The sequence below is a fragment of the Stenotrophomonas maltophilia group sp. Smal13 genome (genome assembly GCF_030236855.1).
Lineage (GTDB): Bacteria > Pseudomonadota > Gammaproteobacteria > Xanthomonadales > Xanthomonadaceae > Stenotrophomonas > Stenotrophomonas maltophilia_A.
Genome location: NZ_JASJSQ010000062.1, coordinates 1 through 21,513 on the forward strand (window position 1 = coordinate 1; position 21,513 = coordinate 21,513).

Below are 21,513 nucleotides of genomic sequence, written 5' to 3' on the forward strand. Positions count from 1 at the left end.
TGCACAACAGCCATTACGCCCAATCAACTGGTGCAGTCGTCTTCTGAAAATGACATTTGGTATCTCTCATAAACGGATGTTTTTGAGAGAACTATCTTCGGCCTTCACACGCACGAAAGGCGGCGAAGCTCCGCCGTTAATCCGTCCGCCGGAGATCTCGCCCAGGCAGGCTGAAGGCCGAGCAAGCCTGACAGGCCCGAAAAGCCCGGCACGGGCGTCGGCGGCGATGACGGCGGCGGCATTATCCAGGGTTGATGATGGAAGTGGAGGATATCGACAACCTCTCGCGCAACCAAGACATCGCGGTCGGACTGCAAGTGATCTTGAAGCCACGGGCCCGTCCCACCCCGACATGGACCTCGATGCCCGAACGGACGTTAGATTTCGAGTTCTAGGCGTTCTGCGATGAAGGTTGGATCCCAGCCGGGATTGAAAGTGTCGACGTGGGTGAATCCGAGCCGCTCGTATAGGCCACGCAGGTTCGGGTGGCAGTCGAGCCGCAGCTTGGCGCACCCCTGCGTTCGCGCGGCATGGCGGCAAGCCTCGATCAGCGCGGAGCTGACACCCCGGCCCGCATGTGTCCGTCGCACCGCGAGCTTGTGCAGATATGCGGCCTCCCCCTTGAGGGCGTCGGGCCAGAACTCGGGATCCTCGGCCGACAAGGTGCAACAGCCGACGATGCCGTCGCTGCAACTCGCGACTAGGAGCTCGGATCTCAGGACGAAGGTCTCCGCGAATGTCCGGTCGATCCGCGCGACGTCCCAGGCGGGCGTTCCCTTGGCGGACATCCACGCCGCAGCGTCGTGCATCAGCCGCACAACCTCGTCGATATCACCCGAGCAGGCGACCCGAACGTTCGGAGGCTCCTCGCTGTCCATTCGCTCCCCTGGCGCGGTATGAACCGCCGCCTCATAGTGCAGTTTGATCCTGACGAGCCCAGCATGTCTGCGCCCACCTTCGCGGAACCTGACCAGGGTCCGCTAGCGGGCGGCCGGAAGGTGAATGCTAGGCATGATCTAACCCTCGGTCTCTGGCGTCGCGACTGCGAAATTTCGCGAGGGTTTCCGAGAAGGTGATTGCGCTTCGCAGATCTCCAGGCGCGTGGGTGCGGACGTAGTCAGCGCCATTGCCGATCGCGTGAAGTTCCGCCGCAAGGCTCGCTGGACCCAGATCCTTTACAGGAAGGCCAACGGTGGCGCCCAAGAAGGATTTCCGCGACACCGAGACCAATAGCGGAAGCCCCAACGCCGACTTCAGCTTTTGAAGGTTCGACAGCACGTGCAGCGATGTTTCCGGTGCGGGGCTCAAGAAAAATCCCATCCCCGGATCGAGGATGAGCCGGTCGGCAGCGACCCCGCTCCGTCGCAAGGCGGAAACCCGCGCCTCGAAGAACCGCACAATCTCGTCGAGCGCGTCTTCGGGTCGAAGGTGACCGGTGCGGGTGGCGATGCCATCCCGCTGCGCTGAGTGCATAACCACCAGCCTGCAGTCCGCCTCAGCAATATCGGGATAGAGCGCAGGGTCAGGAAATCCTTGGATATCGTTCAGGTAGCCCACGCCGCGCTTGAGCGCATAGCGCTGGGTTTCCGGTTGGAAGCTGTCGATTGAAACACGGTGCATCTGATCGGACAGGGCGTCTAAGAGCGGCGCAATACGTCTGATCTCATCGGCCGGCGATACAGGCCTCGCGTCCGGATGGCTGGCGGCCGGTCCGACATCCACGACGTCTGATCCGACTCGCAGCATTTCGATCGCCGCGGTGACAGCGCCGGCGGGGTCTAGCCGCCGGCTCTCATCGAAGAAGGAGTCCTCGGTGAGATTCAGAATGCCGAACACCGTCACCATGGCGTCGGCCTCCGCAGCGACTTCCACGATGGGGATCGGGCGAGCAAAAAGGCAGCAATTATGAGCCCCATACCTACAAAGCCCCACGCATCAAGCTTTTGCCCATGAAGCAACCAGGCAATGGCTGTAATTATGACGACGCCGAGTCCCGACCAGACTGCATAAGCAACACCGACAGGGATGGATTTCAGAACCAGAGAAAGAAAATAAAATGCGATGCCATAACCGATTATGACAACGGCGGAAGGGGCAAGCTTAGTAAAGCCCTCGCTAGATTTTAATGCGGATGTTGCGATTACTTCGCCAACTATTGCGATAACAAGAAAAAGCCAGCCTTTCATGATATATCTCCCAATTTGTGTAGGGCTTATTATGCACGCTTAAAAATAATAAAAGCAGACTTGACCTGATAGTTTGGCTGTGAGCAATTATGTGCTTAGTGCATCTAACGTTTGACATGAGGGGCGGCCAAGGGCGCCAGCCCTTGGACGTCCCCCTCGATGGAAGGGTTAGGCAACACTGCGTGTTCGCTCGAATGCCTGGCGTGTTTGAACCATGTACACGGCTGGACCATCTGGGGTGGTTACGGTACCTTGCCTCTCAAACCCCGCTTTCTCGTAGCATCGGATCGCTCGCAAGTTGCTCGGCGACGGGTCCGTTTGGATCTTGGTGACCTCGGGATCATTGAACAGCAACTCAACCAGAGCTCGAACCAGCTTGGTTCCCAAGCCTTTGCCCAGTTGTGATGCATTCGCCAGTGACTGGTCTATTCCGCGTACTCCTGGATCGGTTTCTTCTTCCCACCATCCGTCCCCGCTTCCAAGAGCAACGTACGACTGGGCATACCCAATCGGCTCTCCATTCAGCATTGCAATGTATGGAGTGACGGACTCTTGCGCTAAAACGCTTGGCAAGTACTGTTCCTGTACGTCAGCAAGTGTCGGGCGTGCTTCTTCTCCGCCCCACCACTCGACGATATGAGATCGATTTAGCCACTCATAGAGCATCGCAAGGTCATGCTCAGTCATGAGGCGCAGTGTGACGGAATCGTTGCTGTTGGTCACGATGCTGTACTTTGTGATGCCTAACGTTGAAGGTAAGGGGCTGCGGCGCGAAAGGAGATGGCCGGAGAAACCACGCTGGTCCCGCAGTCCCGCTTGACCGAAGGGTTAGAGCTCATAGGCCTAACTCCGTAGCTGCTGAGGCAAAAAGAAACTCGGTGCCCCATTTGTCAAAACCGCGAATCTTAATATCTGTAATGCCATGGGCTAACAACCGACTGGTAATTGTTTTGAGAACCTCAGTCGGAATGGCGCTTTCCATTGCATGCGCATAACGAAGAATGGCTGTATCCGTCTCTATCGGTGGAACCTTGTGAGTGCGACACACATCAATCTTATCGACTCCTTCACAAACACCAATAACCCATTCATCTTCGTTTTCACAATCGAAGAACGGGTTTTCCATTTCGATAATCTCAGCCAACTCATCTAAGGTCATGGCAGTTCTGAAATACAAAGCTGCGTGATGCTTCATCTTGAGCTCTAACTTTGTTTTAGGGCGACTGCCCTGCTGCGTAACATCGTTGCTGCTCCATAACATCAAACATCGACCCACGGCGTAACGCGCTTGCTGCTTGGATGCCCGAGGCATAGACTGTACAAAAAAACAGTCATAACAAGCCATGAAAACCGCCACTGCGCCGTTACCACCGCTGCGTTCGGTCAAGGTTCTGGACCAGTTGCGTGAGCGCATACGCTACTTGCATTACAGCTTACGAACCGAACAGGCTTATGTCCACTGGGTTCGTGCCTTCATCCGTTTCCACGGTGTGCGTCACCCGGCAACCTTGGGCAGCAGCGAAGTCGAGGCATTTCTGTCCTGGCTGGCGAACGAGCGCAAGGTTTCGGTCTCCACGCATCGTCAGGCATTGGCGGCCTTGCTGTTCTTCTACGGCAAGGTGCTGTGCACGGATCTGCCCTGGCTTCAGGAGATCGGAAGACCTCGGCCGTCGCGGCGCTTGCCGGTGGTGCTGACCCCGGATGAAGTGGTTCGCATCCTCGGTTTTCTGGAAGGCGAGCATCGTTTGTTCGCCCAGCTTCTGTATGGAACGGGCATGCGGATCAGTGAGGGTTTGCAACTGCGGGTCAAGGATCTGGATTTCGATCACGGCACGATCATCGTGCGGGAGGGCAAGGGCTCCAAGGATCGGGCCTTGATGTTACCCGAGAGCTTGGCACCCAGCCTGCGCGAGCAGCTGTCGCGTGCACGGGCATGGTGGCTGAAGGACCAGGCCGAGGGCCGCAGCGGCGTTGCGCTTCCCGACGCCCTTGAGCGGAAGTATCCGCGCGCCGGGCATTCCTGGCCGTGGTTCTGGGTTTTTGCGCAGCACACGCATTCGACCGATCCACGGAGCGGTGTCGTGCGTCGCCATCACATGTATGACCAGACCTTTCAGCGCGCCTTCAAACGTGCCGTAGAACAAGCAGGCATCACGAAGCCCGCCACACCGCACACCCTCCGCCACTCGTTCGCGACGGCCTTGCTCCGCAGCGGTTACGACATTCGAACCGTGCAGGATCTGCTCGGCCATTCCGACGTCTCTACGACGATGATTTACACGCATGTGCTGAAAGTTGGCGGTGCCGGAGTGCGCTCACCGCTTGATGCGCTGCCGCCCCTCACTAGTGAGAGGTAGGGCAGCGCAAGTCAATCCTGGCGGATTCACTACCCCTGCGCGAAGGCCATCGGTGCCGCATCGAACGGCCGGTTGCGGAAAGTCCTCCCTGCGTCCGCTGATGGCCGGCAGCAGCCCGTCGTTGCCTGATGGATCCAACCCCTCCGCTGCTATAGTGCAGTCGGCTTCTGACGTTCAGTGCAGCCGTCTTCTGAAAACGACATTGTCCATAAAACCCCTTAAAATAATTGAGATGCACTCAATTAAACATGAACTGCAACATTGTCAACATCGAAACGCCAATATAAAATCTAAGGCACTTTTGAGTGTGGATAGAATCCCAATAAAAAAGCCCACCGAAGCAGGCTTATCTCTTTTACATTTTTCGTCGCATAGCAAATTGTTGTTGTGATTCACCCAGCTCTTCCACAAGTTTTCGTTTTGTGGCTGCGCTTTCCAACAAAAGTTTAGCTTCATGCCGATCTTCACCCCTGGAATCCACTTGGTAAGGAAGCTTGTCATCTGCGTCCCGAACAGTGGGATCGGCCCCAGCGTCCAACAGATTTCTAATACGCTCCAAATTGTTACCTTCGTACATCATCTTGTGCAGCGCGGTATCTCCAAAGTGATCTGGCGCGCTCAGGTTAACACCGAGATCTCTCATGATTTGAGCGCCATTGGCCGAGGAATTTTTCGCAATAAATTCCGCACGGCATTGATCCAAGAACGTTTCACCATCGTTGTTCGGAATACGAACCGAAGCTCCCGAATCAACAAGCCGCTTCACATTGTGAATGTCACGCACATAACTTAGTGGCGTGTCACCGTTCTCATCCTGAACATTAAAGTCGTAACCCGCAAGAGCCAGTTCATCAATTATTGCTGCACTTTCATTGTTGTTCTTTAAGTGGAAGAAGTGCCTGGGCTCTATCAAGTCGAAATATTTTTCTGCGATAAAAGCGCCACCCGTTCCTTCTCGGAATAAAGAGAGGATATGCGACTCTTTTGCGCTGGCTCCACTTTTGACCAACAGTTCAATGCGATCTGTGCCGTTAGCAAGATCTACCAATTCCTTGCCGTCACCCTTTAAAAACCCGTCACCGTAGTAATCAGACTTACGAACTGGCGCGTTCACATCGGCACCCAATTCAATCAAATCCCTCATCACATCAAGAACGTTATCACGATCAAAATTGTTGATACTCTTTGATGCAACATAAGCAAGTGGAGTCAGTAGAGTTTGACTCGCACCACCACTCACATAGAACGTCTCATTCACATCATGAGTTTGAAAATACTCTTTAATTTCCTCGCGATCCAACGCCGCGTCCCACTCACTGGTTTTGAGCAATTCATGTATTCTCATGTCAGTCATGCATCACCCCTTATATAGCCTTAAGACATCATCAATTAAGCAGAAGATTGAACCTTGTCAATACAAAAAAAAGGCCACCGTGCGGCGGCCTTAATGATGCTGGAGATCTCGTTCCTTATTAGCTTCTAAGAAATCGACTGACGCTATCCTTGCCCACAAAGAAAATTTGATCGATAGATGGGATGCACAGATCATCACCAGAACAGATGTGACCTACCCCATCATCACAATTGAGAATGATGGCAGTTTTTGTACCGGCAACAACGCGGCCACTGGGGGCAACAGACCAGTCCCGCTCTCCGCTCAGCCGCATTGCATAGCGCACGCGGATATAGGCGTTTATGGTGTTCAGTTGTGCGCCTTGAAATCGAATTTTTGCGACCGACAACGCCAGTTCCAGGGCTTGTGGAAGCTGCTCGTTGGCTATTCCATCGATCACCGCCAAGTTGTTTGCAACAACATCAAGTTGTTCGTGACCAATATTATTGATCAGATCCAGTAGGCTTGGAAAATCTTGACGTTTTCTAGTCGCCTGCTCGCCTTCATGAGTGATTTCTTGAACACTACGCGTGCGTGCGTCAATATAATGGATCGACAGGGGAACGTAGTCCAAATCGAACGCCAGACGGTCATCTTCCTCCATTGGCTCGTCTCCAAAGAAGACGACATGATTGTTCACAGCAAACGAATGGATGATGCCTTCTGGCGAAATAGATGCCTTCACATTTGAGAATGGATTTGACTCATCCAATTCTCGACCATTTTGCTTGTAAAGCAAATCCCGTCCGGCACAGATGGCTGCAATAGCACAGCGGCGAAGATCGTTTGGATCTATGTCAACGTGACGGCTTTGATAGATACCCTTTACAACAGCCCCCAGCATTGGGTCGGTTGAATCTTTAAAAATTGATCCAGCCTGGGCGCGCGCCTCTGTCATTGTGTTCGGACGCTTGTATGAATCCCCACTGGCCTTCATTCGCTCCATAAAAGACACGACGTGATTACCATCATCTTCGTCTTCCAAACCTTGCAGCAGCCTCTTGAACTCTGAAAGCTTGGAGATTAGTTCTTCTGGCGTTGATGGCACATCATCGGAAACGGAGGATGTGCCGCCATACTCTGCATTCCATTTTGCGCGGTAGTCCTTGTACGTCTCGTACAGGCAAACAGACAGATCTTCGTACGCAATGACTGCGTACTTCCCATTCTCTGGCACATCAATTTCAATTTCCGCCAATTCAGAGTGACGCATTGTGAAGGCCACAATGTTTCCATGGCGCGGGTCAACCATTCCTATAATTCCAGCATCCTGATTGAGTACCGGCTGCATATCCCCGGAATTCGCCCACGCCGATAAGATATTTCTGGATTGGTGAATAAGCCACACATAACGCTCAACCAAATTGTCGCGCGAAAGCACGTCATCTTGAGTCAACTCACCCGAATTGATCATGCGTGATGCAGACTGCATCTCTCGCTGCGCAACACCATCATCGCGCTCAAATATTTTCTTAAATTTATCACTAAGATTGGCAATACTCACTAATAACCCCTTTGTAACGCGACAGATGCTCCTGCCGCATGGTCCATTTGGTGACGCTGTAAGGTGCAACGGTTGCGGATCCAAAGCCAATCCATCCGCGTCCGAACTCCATGTTTGCCTTTTCTACAACCTGCATTGCAGGGACTTTTGGTACATGCCGGTTCAACTCTTGCGTACCCTCTGATACGTCGCGTGTCACGTCACCGCATGTCCGTTCGCGGCCCAGTTTGACAGTTGTTAATTATAACGGGCAGCGTACAATTCAATCCGCACTCACAACCACACAAGGAAATGACCGTGCGACCATAACTTTACAAGGAAAAATAATTATGGACCTATACTCAACTCTAATTCTCATCTCAGCAATGGCGATTTACGGACCCGTTGAAAATCTCAAAATCATACTTAAGATAGTCAAAGAAATCGGAAAAATCATTGGTTGATTGGAAAACTATCGGCACTGGCAAGCAGCCCAATGGACGCATTGGACTGTTGCTCTCATGACCTACAAATCAGCTCGACAGCCCAAAGTTAAAGTGCTGGATCCGCCTCATTCCGCGTCACGGCGAGAACTTCACCCGTCCGGCCATCCACAATGCCGACGGCAATCAGGTCACCCAGCACCACCGATTTCTCAATGGCAAAGCTCCCAGGGCTGTCCATCGTAGCGGCATGAACATCGGTTCCTTGAGCCAGATATGGGCTTCGCAGCCTGTACTGGAACACCACCATTGCGTGTGGCTTTACGTCTCGCGCCTGGTTCGGATCCATGAGCATGGACATTGCCTTTGTCCCATACGCGCTTTTGAAGCGGTGGTAAGGAAGCTTTCGGTGAAATGCGTCCATCTGCTCGCTGGTGAAGCCAACGGATGCTGCTTTTCCAGTGGCATGTAACCCATCCACGCTGACACCCAAAGCATTGGTCATCACTCGGTCGGAAATCACGCTGTCCCATTCATCGGAGACAACATCCCTCACAGTGATCCGCCCATGAGCCGTACGGAAAATGCGGGTGCCGGAGGCTGCTTCCACATTGGCCCACAGCGTTTGCGAGTCTGCGTCGTAGTCAAAGAGCGCACCATCGCCTTTGGAGGAGACGCACAACTGCCCATCTTTACCTGGAACATCAAGCGAGCCGATGAACTCGCGTAGCTGTGAGTCGTGCCGCTCCGTGGATGTGAATTCATCCTTGAGGGGCGTGTGAGCGAGCAGTTCTACAAGCTCACGGGTTGGATGTGCTCCAACAGTTGATCCAACGATCAAATTGCACCGCTGTGATAGGGGAAGCGGTGCAGCGTGTGCGCTGCCGACACCTAAGACAATAAGAGCAAGCCATTTCATCGGGAAAAATCCTTTTATTGATCCAACCAGCCAGGGCGTCGGTAGAAGCGTCCGCGCTCCAACAACTTATCCAGCCTTGTCACCCTCTTACTTGCCGCCAATCGTGGGGCTCTTTTCTTGAACTCGGCGAACGCGTGCTTTGCGGCATCCAAGTCCCCCTGCCCCATATACCACTCGACAATCGTAGTAATGAAGTAATCATTGACCGGCTGTGATGCATCCATTGCCTTGAGAACTTCACCAAAACGGCCAGTCTCGCCACGATAGGGATCAAGCTCGTACTGCAATTGTTGAGCGGTCAGCGCCGCCTGAAATATTTCTGACGCTGGCTTCTTGCTACCAACAAATGCATAAAAGGGTCGGATTGCTCTTTTCTTGTCGTTCTCTTCTTTGAGTGCCTTGTAGTCCATGCCTCTGTAGAAGCTCGATTGATTGAGCAATCTCGTGTTGTACATCTCAAGCATCTGCTCAAAAATGCTGTGGATGTGTGCTTCTGACAGGCCCACTGCTAGGACGACAACACGGTATTCGCCGCCCAATCGCTCGCGAACGAACCATTCCCAGGCAATGCCACCGTTCTTCTGCCACGCGTAGGGGCCACGACCGTAACCGGCGTAGAACGGTACGCCCTCTGCGTCCACGTGCAGCCAAGCGTAGTGCTTGTGGTGGTGCGGCAACATCATCCATTGAGTCTGCGAGACGCACGCCTCTTGGGTGTACGACGCAAGCAAAGGCACTTCAACACTGATCTTGCTCACACCAGATGCCTTGGCTTGAGCAATCAGTTCTTCAATATCAACAATCTTGAACGTCACCGCGAAATCTCCCTTTTCATGTGCCGCCGCTTTTACCCTTTAAGCCGGTCCGGAATGTGGTTCACCCCGAACGACATAGACTGAGCTTTATCTTCTTCGGCACGCTGCACTTCGGCTCGATGCATTGCAAGGCATAGGTACATGATTGCAGAACGTGCCATCGTCAAAACGCGCAGGGCTTTGCTTTGGAACTCGTCAAATGTCATCTGTTCCGACAGTCGGTCGTGGTGCATCGATGTTTCGTCGCACTCGGACCTGGACCAAACAATTTTGAAGAACCGATGCTCCAAAGCATTACGCACGACGTGAAGTTCTTGAGCGTCCGGCGATGCGTATTGCCTTGTGTCCTCATTGAAGATGTCTTCGGACAGGCTGTACAGAGCGTGCAGCCAAATATTCTGACTGCTTTCAAACTCCGGGCGAATGGTTGTCTCCGTGCCCTTTTTTGGTTCTGTCCGCCACAGTCGTGCGAAGTCAGCCGATTTTCGCTTAGCACCAATCTCCCAGCGGTCGCGCACAAAGTACGCAACCTTATCCAACAGCGAGTAGGCCGCACGGTAAGCGGTTTTTACCTGCTCAATGGCGATGCTGTAGCGCGCACTGTCGGCGTTGGATGACAACAATACTTCACGGTCGGCCATATGCGTCTTCTGGTCATCCAGCCCAACGAACAAGCACCATCTGGCATAGATGTATTCCTGTTTGAGTTGGTTGAACGCAGCAAGATACGAGATCCCCACCCCATCGGCTCGATGTGTTGGCAGCGAAAGCGAATCTGTGGCGGCAACTGGCTGGATGTACGCATCATTCATGGGGTTGAGGAAAAGCCTGTTGTCCAGACACCAACGTCGATACCGCTTCTCCTGGGCGCTCTTCCCCAGTGAGAAATTGTCCATCCAGGTACAATCCGGTTTGCGCTCAATACCGTACTGATCCAAGCCTAGCTCTACGGCACCCAGCATGCGCCTAAAGCGATCAGCAGCTTCAACAAATGTGGCTCCATGAACGCCAATGGCAACCGCTTTGCGCAGTTGCTCACGCCCTTCAATGTTGATCCACTCCCGATGACCTACGTCGTACAGATTGCGCGCGTAAAAGAACAGTGCACCCGCCATATTGCCTTGGGCCATCGCAAGCATCGGGTCCAGAGCTAACGCTTTTCGCCAGTGTTCCAGTGCGTCATGAATTCGCCCCGTCTTGTTGAATGCATTGCCTAGGTTGGAATGGACCTGCGCGCGGAATTCAGCGGGATGCAGGGGAAAGCCAGCATGTGCAATGGCTGACCGCAATTCATAGATCTGTGCAGTGTTGTCCGGCTGGATCCACGACAATGCGTTGTCATCGGTATGACGATGTATGTACAACCATCCCAAAGCGTTGGCATGGAAGTAATGCAGCATGCACCCATACCGCTTGTCATCCAGTTCCCCGAACTTGCCAATCACCTCAATGCAACGCAGAGACAGTTCGAGGTCTTGGGTTACCCCTGCCGCGTCGATCAGCGCGCCGAGTTGATCCATAAACCGGGCGGTGATCTTTCCTGCTGCTGCACGGAACGATATTTGCTCAGCCAGGGCGAACATCTGTTCGCGTGTCAAATGTATGGCGGTCAATGCGCTCTCCGAACGCGTGCGTGTAGCATGGGGGCCTTACCGTCCATTACACACCGTCATGAGCCTAATTTCGACCGTTTTGATTTTGGCAGCAGCTGCTCATGCCCAGCCCCCGCTTGCTGTGGACGCAACGGTCTTGCTGGCGGCCTACACCCGTGACGCCGCTGCTGCCGACAGGCACTACATGGGTCAACGGCTGCGGGTCACTGGCGTGGTTGCCGAGGAGCCCGCGCTGTACCGCCGCTCGCCTCTTCTGAGCTTTGAAGGCACGGGGATCCACGACCGGCCCGTGGCTGTGCTGGACCCGGCGCGCAAGGATGAGTTGGCCGGTTTGCGCAGAGGGCAGTCGGTGACGCTCGATTGCCTGGGCAACGGACACGTCTCCGGCACGCCGATGCTGAAAAATTGCGTGAGGGTGCCAAAACACCCCTAACCACTGCCGCTTGTGTTGTGCGTGGTTCGTCAACCGAAATCTTGGTGGTTGGCGTGGCGTCAGCGACCCACAACTGCCGGTTACGCTGACTTCCAACGGCTTGTGCACGTCATTTTTTTGGCCTATACCTACGTCATCCCTTCCACAAGGAGACAACGATGGCTAAGAAGAAAGTGCTGCCCAAAAAGTTCCATGACATTGACGAACGTTTCATGCATTCCATGGCGCGGATCGCAAAAGATCATGACGACGGTGCAAGCCTCACGAATATCGCCATGACTTGCAACAGCAAGGCGAAAGGCATTGACATTGATGAGGCGTTCTTGGAAAAGGTGCTGGCGTTGCGTGAGTGCAATCGCACCCACACCATGTACACAATTCGCGACCAAAAGAACACGCAACGCATCATCAAGGAAGTGAAGTCGGAACCGGCAGAGGAACTGCCGATCTACTCGGAAGACGAACTGGACTGCATCACAGTAATCTTTGATGAGTGACGCCCAGCCATCTTTCTACGCCCGCGTAAGCGGGCTTTTTTATGTCCATTGAACTACCTCGCTCTTAGCTTCGCAAACGCGATCAGTGCTGTCTCCGTGTCATACAATCTGCTGCGGTACTGGCTGCGGACCTGGGCGATTTGCTGTGGCGTGATGTCGGCGGTGGCCTTTTCAATTTTCAAACTGATCTGAGCCATTTTGCGTTCAAACTCGTCCGCACCCATCCGCCCATTGATGACTTCAAGATAGACCTTGGACCGCTCATCAAATATCGCACGCATTTCCTCACTGCGCGTTGCCAGCCCCGCCAACATGACATTGGACGTGCCAGCCACTTTCAACACCCATTGCATGTCGCTTTTGCTTTTAACGGCGGGGATCAACCTCGTATCCACATGTGTTGACATGCCAAGGCCCAGCGACACTAGGACGATTTGCTGATCAAGCGCAGGCAATTCCTTCACCCACGCGGAGTTCACCGCCCAATTCTCAGAATCTTCGGGCGGGACATCGGACGCGATGGCTCCCTGCGTGAGCGCGAACATCAAAAAGACAAGAAACACAAAATTGCGTTGAAAGGTACTCACGGAAAATTCCTTTTAGACATCCATCAATTTGGCTTGGAACAGCCCCGCTGGACCCAGGTGATAATACGTGCATCACAGAGTTCATCCTCCTGCCCTTCAACCATCGTCATACCAGACGGCGGCGAACTCCACATGCGCTTGAGAACATACGTTGGATCAACGCCCATCTCTGACGTGTAGTTGAAGATTGCCTGATATATCGGATGTCCCACCGGCACAGCCGTCCCGTTTTCATCTGCGACTTGATGAAAGCCCAAGTCCCCGTATGGCGACCAATTGACTCGCTCCACGCCCCCCATAAAGACTAATGGGCACGCGGAATAGCAGTTGTTCCACAATGATGTCTCCAATCCCTTGCTGCGGATGTACCGTCCGGCTGCAATTGCTTCGAGCACATATCCACCTCCGCTCCCCAAAGCAACTTGCTCAACCGTTGGATTGGCTTCAACTGCGTCAGATACTTTTTGTGCAAAGCCTTTTTCGATATCCCCCAGCACTTGCAGCACTCTGCCCTCAGCTCTAATTACGTAGAACGACGACTGTCCTACTTGCTCGATTGATGCATCTCTCGGGATGCCAAATCGACCCACACAGTCCAAGTTCCATTCAATTACGCGCTCATGGTGAGCGTCCCCAATGATGCCGTTCGCCACACTGTTAAAGTTGCTCAACGAGACAGCCATAACGCGCAGGTCTTGGGCGTTCTCAGTCGTGGCGGTGACGTAATCTGGATCGTACGTCATCACGGTTCCAGCAATATATTTATCCTGCTTTAGCAGCCGCCCAAGTACGTAACAAGAATGCTCGGGGATATGGTACTCGTTGTAGTACGTCCCTACATGGTTGTAGTCGTTGATTGCGTTTGCGGCCGCCCACAACTTATCTTGCAGCGCCTTCTTGTCTTTCATCTGCCGGTAAAGATCCTGGACCACTTCGGACACATCGGTAACGTCAGCAGAAGCTGCCGCCTCGGGCGCAGGCTCTTCCGCTGGCTGCACTTCTACAACAGGAGCAGGGTCTGTCACGGCAGGCGGTGAGATGGGAGAGGCCGGAGGTGGCACCGACTGATCGCAAGCACCCAAAACTGAAATGCTGACAAGTGCGAAGATCGGTTTAATTTTATTGGCACACAAGCCAATTGATCCGATACCGAATATCCATTTCATTACAACCCCCTTGTTGAAACCCACCACTGCGTTTGTGAGCCGACCATCCAAAGCCACGCATGGTGCAGCCCTATCTGGCAACCAGTATCTCATCCCAGCGGGTCGTAAAGGAACGCGACAGATGCTCCTGCCGCATTGCCCATTTTGGGGCACCGCCTGGACCCGCACTGGACGATGCAAACGACAGACTGCCGCGCCCGAACTTGTGGTTGGCCGCGTCCAAAGCCTTCATCAGTGCGTCGGATTTCGGGTTGCGCACCGGGGCGAACAGATCCGCCTGTTGCACATGATCGGCGCTCAGATCCACCAACCCCACTCCGGCCTTCTTCCACGCAACATGGGGGCGGTACATCGCAGCGGTTGCCGTCTGCGCCGCCTCCAAAATGGTACGGGTGTCGGCGGTTGGTGCCACCAATCGAACGGTTCGCGACGGGTGGTATTGCTGGGTGTTCCCGAACGGGTTGGTGTGAAAGAACACCCACACTCCGTGCGTCGTGAGGTGACGGGCGCGCAACTTCTCGGCGGCACGCTGAGCGAAGGTGGCCACCGCTTGCGCCAGGTCGTCGTGTGTGTGGATTTCGCTGCCGAATGAGCGGGACACCATGATCTGCTGGCGCTCGGGTTCTTCCTCCTGCAGCTCAGCACATCGCACCCCATTGAGTTCGCTTTGCGTGCGGACCAGCACCACTCCGTAGCGGTCCTGGATGCCTCGTGGATCTGCGGACACCAGATGGGCTGCTGTGGTGATGCCCTCGCCCATTAGGCGCGCGGCAAACTTGCGCCCCACGCCCCACACGTCGCCAATGGGGAAGTTGCCCAGGTCGGGTCGTCGCACGTTCCACACGCCCTGCTCGGTCCCCTTGGCGATCTTGTTGCCCATCTTAGCCAGGGTCTTCGTGGGGCCGATCCCAACGCAACAGGGCACGCCTACCCACTTCAAAATACGTGCGCGGGCCTCTATGGCAACCTTGCGCCGATCCTGCGCACGGATCCCGTCAAAGGACACGAAGCTCTCATCAATGGAGTAGACCTCCACGTCGGGAAACAGATCGCGCAGGATGAGTGCAATGCGCGCGGAGATGTCCCCGTACAGCGCAAAATTGGCGCTTCGGACATGCAGTTGCTTGCGGATGTGCGAGGGGATTTGATGGATGGGTTGCCCCATTCCAATGCCAAGTGCTTTAGCTTCGTTGGATCGGGCAATGGCGCATCCATCGTTGTTGGACATCACAACAACCGGAACACCGCGCAACTTGGGGTCAAAGATACGCTCAACCGAACAATAAAAATTGTTTCCATCCACCAAGCCGATCAATGGTTGCGCAACAGACATCACATCCTTCTTTTCGGCTTAGGGGTGTCATCTTGAGTCAGGCCAGCGTCGGCAAGTGCCTGGGCGATATTGGCGGCGTCACGCTCGGCGATACGGCGGTCGCCTTCATCGATTTCCGAATTGATATATGCGGCCATCTCCGACAATCCATGTTCCGTCGGACGCTCAACATACACACCCCACTCGATCAAGTCTGAAATCAACCCAGGACTGGGATTGGGGTAAAAGAATGTCTCTGGTGCCACAGAAAGACCCCCGTGGAAGTTGTAGCCATTCTTCTGCATGATCCGAAGAACATTGTGGACGGCTGACGCCCCATTCTCTAGTGGCGGGCGAGTCAGTTGATTAAGCACCTTGAGGTGGCTCACCTTCCTCCGCCGACGAATAATTGCGGCTATCAAACTTTCAATTTCCTCAGGACACTTGCACCACACAGACAATTCAAAGAGAAGGCATTCAATATCCCAGCATCTATCAAGCACGCCCGAATTAACCAACTCGATTGACGTCTCCACATCTAAATTCAAGGCTGCATTGTATACGAATGCATCCCGTATGGCTTCAAACCCAGCAACGTTTGCAGCAATCTTAAGAATGCCCGATGCTGAATTATTGAAATGCGAGTTGTACATAACAGCGCTATCAAAGATGTCCCCAGCCTTTTTTGGCTTGACCGACAAGAATAATTGAACTGCTCTTACACCGCACGCAACAACTAGACAAATCAAGAGTCGATCAAAAAAAACAATGACAGAAATCAATAATTCAAGCGACTTCCCATGAATATATGACCTAAACGATGAACACATCCCCATATTGCCCCCCCTTTATTTGCATTGAATACATTCAAGCAAACACAGAAGCCAATATTGTCAAGCGTGCCGGGTAAACGACCACGTGACCACGCCCCACACATCCAATTCAACGTCGGGCGGCACGATGATGGGCGGTATGTCTTCTGCGGACGAATGCAATTCAAATCGACCCCGCCGCTGAACCAATTTCTTGACCGTGAACCCACCCTCCCAGTTCACCAGCACGATGTCGCCGGGACGTAGGGTGCGTGACCGGTCCACAATCAGGGTGTCCCCAGGTTGGATCCCAAAACCCACCATCGAGGTGCCGGTGTCGGCTTGGGCAAAGAACGTTGCCACCGGGTTTGAGATGCAGTGCTGGTTGAGGTCCAGCCCGTCGCCTGCCCCGTAGAAGTCCTCTGCGGGGCTTGGGAAGCCGCACGTGACGTTGACCGGCAGTAGCGGCGAGGTGGCCGCAGCAGGCTCAGGGTGGGCGTTGACGGTGGTCTGGCGGGCCATGGGTGCAGGCGGGGTTGATGGCCCGGTATCCTACACCCGCCGTTAGCAGAATTACTAACGCCTTGCGCTGAACGCCTTCACACGCGCACGCTTGGACTGCCGCTCACTCTGTGTCAAACAGATGCGCACTGTAGGGAGTTTGCGCACACAGTGCGGCAAACACTTTGACCATGATGTCGCTCAGCGAGGGCCGGGATACCGCCTGCTCGTACGCGGCGTAGACAGCTTGGTCGTACCTCAACAGCAGATCCGTATCCCCATCGGCCACGGCCTTGATGGCGCGGGTGTACACGGCTTGGTCGAACCACAGAGCTTTGGCGTAGGCCACAAGCGTTTCTCGATTTCGCGTGGCTTGCCCCTCAAGCTTGTAGTTCACATTCATGTAGTCACGCACCCCTTCAAACGACAACTCGTTGTTCAAGATGTTGGTTACACGCTGCTTGCCTTGATTCAACTGCTCACTAGTTTGGAGCATGAGGGGCGGGTATCGGCCACTGGCGGTAGTAAAGTGTGTAGAGCGGAGCATGTCGTGAAATGCTGCTCCAACAATCCACTCATCAATTTCGCAGATCAATTTGTCGTCCGCACGCATGGATTGAGTTTTCAATTCAACAACCGTCTGATCCCCTGAAAGTTCACCGAAGGCCGTCTTCTTCGCCTGGAAAACACACCAAAGCTGGATGACTTCTTCGGCATGACGCGGCCCCTCGCGCAGCAAGCAGCGCCGCCACATCTGCGCACCTTGTTGATGAAGAAGATCCTGCTCCAAGTCCAGCGTTTGGTTCATCATTGAACGGCGCTGGATGTCGGCGGTTCGCGCGCGCGACCGCAGCAAGAACAACTTAACCTGGGTGTCCATGTCCGGGGAATGCGGCATATCCATACTCCTTCAATTTTGATCCATCAACCGAATAGCAAAGGACTAATCAGGCAACCGCGCCCTGTAGGGGGCGAGCTTCACAAATCCGTCTTGCTCCAAGCCAACAATTTTGGACGTAAGCGCGTACTGATTGAGATAGATCATCACTGGATGATCCTCAACGGTTGCCCACGGGCGAGCAAAACCGTAGGCCACCGCGTCCTTCTCACCATCGGTACGGAACTCAAGCCGGTCGTGCCGGTAGTGCAAGCCAACGACTTCGGCGTCGTCACTTCCCCCACAGGCCATGATCAACTCACGCTCGGAACCGGCGCTCAGAGCCTTGAAGTCGTCCAACGCAAACGGCAGCAGTTCGTCAAACCACTTCACCCGTCGTTGTTCGCGACTCAGAAGCACGCGATCCGCAACCGCGTCCACCACCTGCCGCAGCACTGCGATGTCCCTGCCCTGCTGGGCGGACTGCTCACGCAGCTCACGGATCACCTGGTCCCTGGACGCCACGACTTTAAACAAGACAACCAGCACAAGAACAAGAAGCAAGAACCCAATGTATCCAGCCATAGTGCCCCCTCCCTAGAGGATGTCAGTCTAGCGGCTTAATGGGCGAAGACTGTAGCCCCAGATATGATGGCTACTGGCCAGTGGACACGGATCGTGCAATGAACACAGATGACCTTACGGACCGGCAGTTGCTCGATCTCCATTGCACGGTGATGGACGCATTGCGGCAGCGCGGGGTCATACGTTCATCGAACAACCCAGTGGCGGACTACACAGAGACGCTGGTGTCGCGCGCTCTCAATGCCACGCTGGCTACTGGCTCCCAGGCAGGCTTTGATGCTGTCGGTCCAGACGGAACACGGTATCAAATCAAAGGCAGGCGACTGACCCCAGCCAATAAAAGCACGCAGCTAAGCGCGTTGCGGAACTTACAGTCCAATCCCTTCGATCAACTCGCCGCAGTGATGTTCAACAGCAACCTGCACGTTGAGTACGCTGCACTCATCCCACTGGATGTGGCTCAGAGATTGGGGCGATACCGTGCGCATACCAACAGTCACACGTTGTATTTTCGGCGCTCACTTCTCGATGAGCCAGGCGTGATCAATATTACGGACTTGATCGTTGAGGCAACATCCACGGCCAAGCCACAATCGAGTGCAATTTGATCAGTCAATCACCATTGAAAACATGCACGTAGAGATCATGAGACATCATTTCACAAAGATCATTGAGAACAAGGCGCGCACAAAGCCGCCCGAATTGCAAAACTACCGGATGACCAACACCATCGCTATCACGTACAAGGATGCGAACACACCAAGCCCAAAGTATTTTGTGCTGACGTGCTTCTTGAACGCCGAAACGATGAGCGACGCCGCTGCCGAAGCAGCCGAGCGAAACTTGACTGTACTGCAAGTTCTAACGCCAGTGTTCGATGCCATGTTTCAAGACACGACATATCGTCCTGCAACAATGGTCCGATCCGTTCTAAACAATTTTGAAACAGGTATCGAACTCTGCGAGGATGTTGCAACGTTTGAAGACATCCCCGCAGACGCTCGATATACGGGCTTCATGGGATCGTGCTATGGACGTGAGTGCATCCACTTGGTCTACAAGTTGTTGCACACCGACACCGAGATAATCTCTTCTACTGTCACAGTCTGAACAATGTGATCGATGAACGAAGCTGGCTTACGAAAACACTTCGCCATCGATCCTTCACTTGACCACAAAGGGCTTCTTGATTGTAGACGGCCCCAGGCTCTTAAGATCACCATTGTTGGTGTTAGAACTGGTGGACGCCGAAGGCTGCTCACCAGCCAGATCAAACACTTTCAAAATTAGACCAGTGCGAACGTTGATGACAGCCAACTTCTTGAGGGATGCGGTTACCAGTGTTTGTTTTTCTTCCGACTCAAAGGGCCAATCAATTTTCGGGAACTCATACTCAGAGTGGTTACCCACATACGGGCGAACCACACCGTACAAGTACACTACGTCAATATCATCCTTTTGAGCGCGTGCATCAGCACCACTCATTTCCACATCAGCTCTCAGTGAAAGCTCCTTGTACGAAAGCCCTGGAAGCTCCCCGGCGTCCACCACTGATTGCTTATCAAAGGCCACGTAATAGGCGTCGCGTTTCTTCTTTGTGACAGACACAGACACACCATAGGCGTTGCTTGCGTCGTAGACGCTTGTGCGAACGTTTCTCTCACCCCCGTAGACTTTGGCGATATCGTGGTATTTCTCGCCATCAAACCATCGGCTGCTGTACGTACCAAGTGTGCGCACCCGAAGAACTTGTGCGTCCGCGTCGAAGTCATCTGTCAAACGCGCACCGGCACTGATCACACACAGATGGCCGTCACGCAATGCTGGTGGCTTAGTGGACAGCACGTTCTCCGTACGCGCCTTAAACTCATCGTTGGTTTCGTACTGATCTTTGGGTGGGATATTACCTATCGCCGCAACGACCGCCATGACCGAGTGCCCCTTGTAGTTGGGACCGAGCCTCATACCCTCCTCCAACACGCAGCTTTGTGTCAAAGGCATGAAGCCTCCGGCTGGGGCTTGGGCTTTGGATTTAGGCGCACCAACAGCAGCGGGAATTACAGCCATCCCGATGCACAACAGCATAAAACGCTTGAACACTGATAACTCCTCGATACACAGCCCGCTTGCTGCGGACTGTGCCCAACTTGAAATATTAACCCAGGACAAGGTAGGCAACTCCAACAACGACTGCGCCGATGACAAAATAGCGCCAGAACGTTGCCCTTTGGATGCGCTGCCCCTCAGCAACAAACTGTTTGAACGTGGATACGCGAAATGCGTGCATGGAATGGGCAATCATCAGGATTGCCGTCAAGTAGGACTCGTCACTGTCAAAGCTGGACTTGTACTGCAAATCCCTAAGCATCAAGTTAACAACAGCGCCAGATATGGCTTTTGATTTGGGGTCGTTAACCTGCTGCATCGTCACCATCGTAAAAGCGTGCGCGGCGTCAGCGGTGTCTTTGAACGAATAGTTGAACTCACCACGGTTGAACGAAAGCGCCACACCGTTCAATCGGTGTGCAAAGAACTCGGAAAATTCCTTGTTGTGCGCACGCACGACAACTTGGCTTGCGGCAAACGCAGCCGCTACAGTCTGCGGATCTGCCCCAGGCTCATTGGCCTTGTCCATTAGCGGTTGAAGCCGCACAAGATCCTGTGCGAGCTCTGGCGTCATCTTCATACGGTCGTCCTTGCCCCTAGTGGCGGGATGATAGCCCACAACACGGCTATTGGGCAGATACCCGTTACGTCATAGGGCACTGCAAGACGTACGCCCACACGCTTTGCAGACCCGACTACATCCGCCGCACGTGCTGTGCCCGCTGCACCTCAGTGGGTGTCTGCTCAGCGGCGCTGACGTGCTGCTGCAATCGCAAACGTTGGAACTCATCGTCCAAATTATTCACCACTGACACATAGTCTGCGGACGTATGAATGGGTACTACATAGTCAGTGTTGCGCTCAACGACATAAAATGGCGCTTGCTCACTTTCACCGAAAAACTTTTGAGGGTCGTAATCAAGGTACTCTTTCGTGCACACATAGTGACTATCACCAATGACGTGAGCATATGTATCGTCAATCATTTCAAATGTCATCTCGGCATCACGCAGGGTAACAGGGATGCGCGTGTGGTCCACTTGATCACCCAGGTCGTACACCGTGGTGTCGATGACATCCTCAAACGCACTCGTGACGCACTCATACAACCAGTCGTTTGAAACATCATCGCTCATAAGAGATTCTGGACCATCGAAGTGCAACCCGCGATCATTAAGGATCGCATCAATCCATGCAACGCACCCATCTCCATCTTCATCAATGTACTCAACCTTGCATACAACACTCAGTTGCGAAATTATCAGTTGATCCTCTTCCTCTTCATCAAATGACATAGCAGGATTGAACGCCACAACTTCCAGCAACTTCCCACCATCAACCGCTTGATCGTAAATATTATCATTGCCGCGCATAAACACCCCTTAATATGATTGAGATACATCCACTCAAACACGGATCGCAATATTG

Annotated in this window: 26 protein-coding genes; 5 read left to right on the forward strand and 21 right to left on the reverse strand. The window is 53.7% G+C overall.

Features of this window, described 5'->3' with window-relative positions; translation table 11 throughout:
* Positions 1-377: 377 nt before the first annotated feature.
* The 5 genes from QRO95_RS17885 to QRO95_RS17905 form a co-directional block, all read right to left on the reverse strand.
* A complete protein-coding gene (locus tag QRO95_RS17885; protein ID WP_000376623.1) occupies positions 378-878 on the reverse strand; it encodes a GNAT family N-acetyltransferase in 501 nt (166 codons plus the stop codon).
* 127 nt (positions 879-1,005) lie between these two features.
* On the reverse strand, positions 1,006-1,845 hold the full coding sequence (gene sul1 / locus QRO95_RS17890) for a sulfonamide-resistant dihydropteroate synthase Sul1 (RefSeq protein WP_000259031.1): 840 nt from the start codon (positions 1,843-1,845) through the stop codon (positions 1,006-1,008).
* Entirely contained in the window at positions 1,839-2,186 is a 348-nt protein-coding gene (locus QRO95_RS17895) for a quaternary ammonium compound efflux SMR transporter QacE delta 1 (protein WP_000679427.1), read from the reverse strand. The genes sul1 and QRO95_RS17895 overlap by 7 nt, the downstream gene beginning before the upstream one ends.
* Positions 2,187-2,354: 168 nt before the next feature.
* Positions 2,355-2,909, reverse strand: coding sequence for an aminoglycoside N-acetyltransferase AAC(6')-Ib' (locus QRO95_RS17900; RefSeq protein ID WP_014454105.1), 555 nt, complete (start codon positions 2,907-2,909; stop codon positions 2,355-2,357).
* A 112-nt stretch (positions 2,910-3,021) separates the two neighbouring features.
* Positions 3,022-3,447: a hypothetical protein gene (locus QRO95_RS17905; RefSeq protein ID WP_285303127.1), complete on the reverse strand. Its 426-nt coding sequence runs from the start codon at positions 3,445-3,447 to the stop codon at positions 3,022-3,024.
* 82 nt (positions 3,448-3,529) lie between these two features.
* Between QRO95_RS17905 and intI1 the strand changes: the two genes are divergently transcribed.
* A complete protein-coding gene (intI1, locus tag QRO95_RS17910) occupies positions 3,530-4,543 on the forward strand; it encodes a class 1 integron integrase IntI1 (protein ID WP_000845048.1) in 1,014 nt (337 codons plus the stop codon).
* 355 nt (positions 4,544-4,898) lie between these two features.
* On the opposite strand, the gene QRO95_RS17915 is transcribed toward intI1, so the two are convergent.
* The 6 genes from QRO95_RS17915 to QRO95_RS17935 all read right to left on the reverse strand — a co-directional run bounded on the left by QRO95_RS17915 (position 4,899) and on the right by QRO95_RS17935 (position 11,209).
* Positions 4,899-5,897, reverse strand: a complete 999-nt coding sequence (locus QRO95_RS17915; protein ID WP_143570050.1) for an ankyrin repeat domain-containing protein — start codon at positions 5,895-5,897, stop codon at positions 4,899-4,901.
* Positions 5,898-6,015: 118 nt separating this feature from the next.
* Entirely contained in the window at positions 6,016-7,440 is a 1,425-nt protein-coding gene (locus QRO95_RS17920) for a hypothetical protein (protein WP_143570051.1), read from the reverse strand.
* The gene (locus QRO95_RS25395; RefSeq protein ID WP_088470211.1) at positions 7,421-7,576 is read right to left on the reverse strand and encodes a DUF4113 domain-containing protein; all 156 of its coding nucleotides are present in this window, start codon (positions 7,574-7,576) and stop codon (positions 7,421-7,423) included. Before QRO95_RS25395 ends, QRO95_RS17920 begins: the two co-directional genes overlap by 20 nt.
* 395 nt (positions 7,577-7,971) lie before the next feature.
* Positions 7,972-8,781, reverse strand: coding sequence for a hypothetical protein (locus QRO95_RS17925; protein ID WP_143570052.1), 810 nt, complete (start codon positions 8,779-8,781; stop codon positions 7,972-7,974).
* 14 nt (positions 8,782-8,795) lie between these two features.
* Entirely contained in the window at positions 8,796-9,596 is an 801-nt protein-coding gene (locus tag QRO95_RS17930) for a hypothetical protein (protein WP_099476019.1), read from the reverse strand.
* A gap of 32 nt (positions 9,597-9,628) precedes the next feature.
* Positions 9,629-11,209: an LA2681 family HEPN domain-containing protein gene (locus QRO95_RS17935; protein ID WP_143570053.1), complete on the reverse strand. Its 1,581-nt coding sequence runs from the start codon at positions 11,207-11,209 to the stop codon at positions 9,629-9,631.
* Positions 11,210-11,267: 58 nt separating this feature from the next.
* Between QRO95_RS17935 and QRO95_RS17940 the strand changes: the two genes are divergently transcribed.
* Positions 11,268-11,642: an OB-fold protein gene (locus tag QRO95_RS17940; protein WP_158490965.1), complete on the forward strand. Its 375-nt coding sequence runs from the start codon at positions 11,268-11,270 to the stop codon at positions 11,640-11,642.
* A 158-nt stretch (positions 11,643-11,800) separates the two neighbouring features.
* Positions 11,801-12,139 carry a hypothetical protein gene (locus QRO95_RS17945; protein WP_099476022.1) on the forward strand — a complete coding sequence of 113 codons (339 nt, stop codon included), beginning with the start codon at positions 11,801-11,803 and terminating at the stop codon, positions 12,137-12,139.
* A 53-nt stretch (positions 12,140-12,192) separates the two neighbouring features.
* Here the strand turns inward: QRO95_RS17945 and QRO95_RS17950 are convergent, their stop codons facing one another.
* The 7 genes from QRO95_RS17950 to QRO95_RS17980 all read right to left on the reverse strand — a co-directional run bounded on the left by QRO95_RS17950 (position 12,193) and on the right by QRO95_RS17980 (position 17,979).
* Positions 12,193-12,726: a hypothetical protein gene (locus QRO95_RS17950; protein ID WP_099476023.1), complete on the reverse strand. Its 534-nt coding sequence runs from the start codon at positions 12,724-12,726 to the stop codon at positions 12,193-12,195.
* Between the two features lie 23 nt (positions 12,727-12,749).
* Positions 12,750-13,892: a hypothetical protein gene (locus tag QRO95_RS17955; protein ID WP_143570054.1), complete on the reverse strand. Its 1,143-nt coding sequence runs from the start codon at positions 13,890-13,892 to the stop codon at positions 12,750-12,752.
* 70 nt (positions 13,893-13,962) lie between these two features.
* A complete protein-coding gene (locus QRO95_RS17960; protein ID WP_285303128.1) occupies positions 13,963-15,225 on the reverse strand; it encodes a Y-family DNA polymerase in 1,263 nt (420 codons plus the stop codon).
* A complete protein-coding gene (locus QRO95_RS17965) occupies positions 15,225-16,040 on the reverse strand; it encodes a hypothetical protein (RefSeq protein WP_285303129.1) in 816 nt (271 codons plus the stop codon). Before QRO95_RS17965 ends, QRO95_RS17960 begins: the two co-directional genes overlap by 1 nt.
* A gap of 57 nt (positions 16,041-16,097) precedes the next feature.
* Positions 16,098-16,538 (reverse strand): LexA family transcriptional regulator, encoded by a 441-nt coding sequence (locus QRO95_RS17970; protein ID WP_099476026.1) that lies wholly within the window; start codon positions 16,536-16,538, stop codon positions 16,098-16,100.
* 103 nt (positions 16,539-16,641) lie between these two features.
* On the reverse strand, positions 16,642-17,415 hold the full coding sequence (locus tag QRO95_RS17975; protein ID WP_143570056.1) for a hypothetical protein: 774 nt from the start codon (positions 17,413-17,415) through the stop codon (positions 16,642-16,644).
* Between the two features lie 45 nt (positions 17,416-17,460).
* Positions 17,461-17,979, reverse strand: coding sequence for a hypothetical protein (locus QRO95_RS17980; protein ID WP_099476028.1), 519 nt, complete (start codon positions 17,977-17,979; stop codon positions 17,461-17,463).
* Positions 17,980-18,077: 98 nt separating this feature from the next.
* On the opposite strand from QRO95_RS17980, the gene QRO95_RS17985 reads away from it, so the two are divergent.
* Both QRO95_RS17985 and QRO95_RS17990 read left to right on the forward strand, forming a co-directional pair.
* On the forward strand, positions 18,078-18,587 hold the full coding sequence (locus tag QRO95_RS17985; RefSeq protein WP_099476029.1) for a hypothetical protein: 510 nt from the start codon (positions 18,078-18,080) through the stop codon (positions 18,585-18,587).
* A 22-nt stretch (positions 18,588-18,609) separates the two neighbouring features.
* Entirely contained in the window at positions 18,610-19,089 is a 480-nt protein-coding gene (locus tag QRO95_RS17990; protein WP_099476030.1) for a hypothetical protein, read from the forward strand.
* A gap of 54 nt (positions 19,090-19,143) precedes the next feature.
* On the opposite strand, the gene QRO95_RS17995 is transcribed toward QRO95_RS17990, so the two are convergent.
* The 3 genes from QRO95_RS17995 to QRO95_RS18005 form a co-directional block, all read right to left on the reverse strand.
* Complete coding sequence (locus QRO95_RS17995; protein ID WP_285303130.1) at positions 19,144-20,079, reverse strand: hypothetical protein; 936 nt, start codon at positions 20,077-20,079, stop codon at positions 19,144-19,146.
* 55 nt (positions 20,080-20,134) lie between these two features.
* Complete coding sequence (locus QRO95_RS18000) at positions 20,135-20,665, reverse strand: hypothetical protein (RefSeq protein ID WP_099476032.1); 531 nt, start codon at positions 20,663-20,665, stop codon at positions 20,135-20,137.
* A 115-nt stretch (positions 20,666-20,780) separates the two neighbouring features.
* A complete protein-coding gene (locus tag QRO95_RS18005) occupies positions 20,781-21,458 on the reverse strand; it encodes a hypothetical protein (protein ID WP_143570058.1) in 678 nt (225 codons plus the stop codon).
* Positions 21,459-21,513 lie beyond the last annotated feature (55 nt).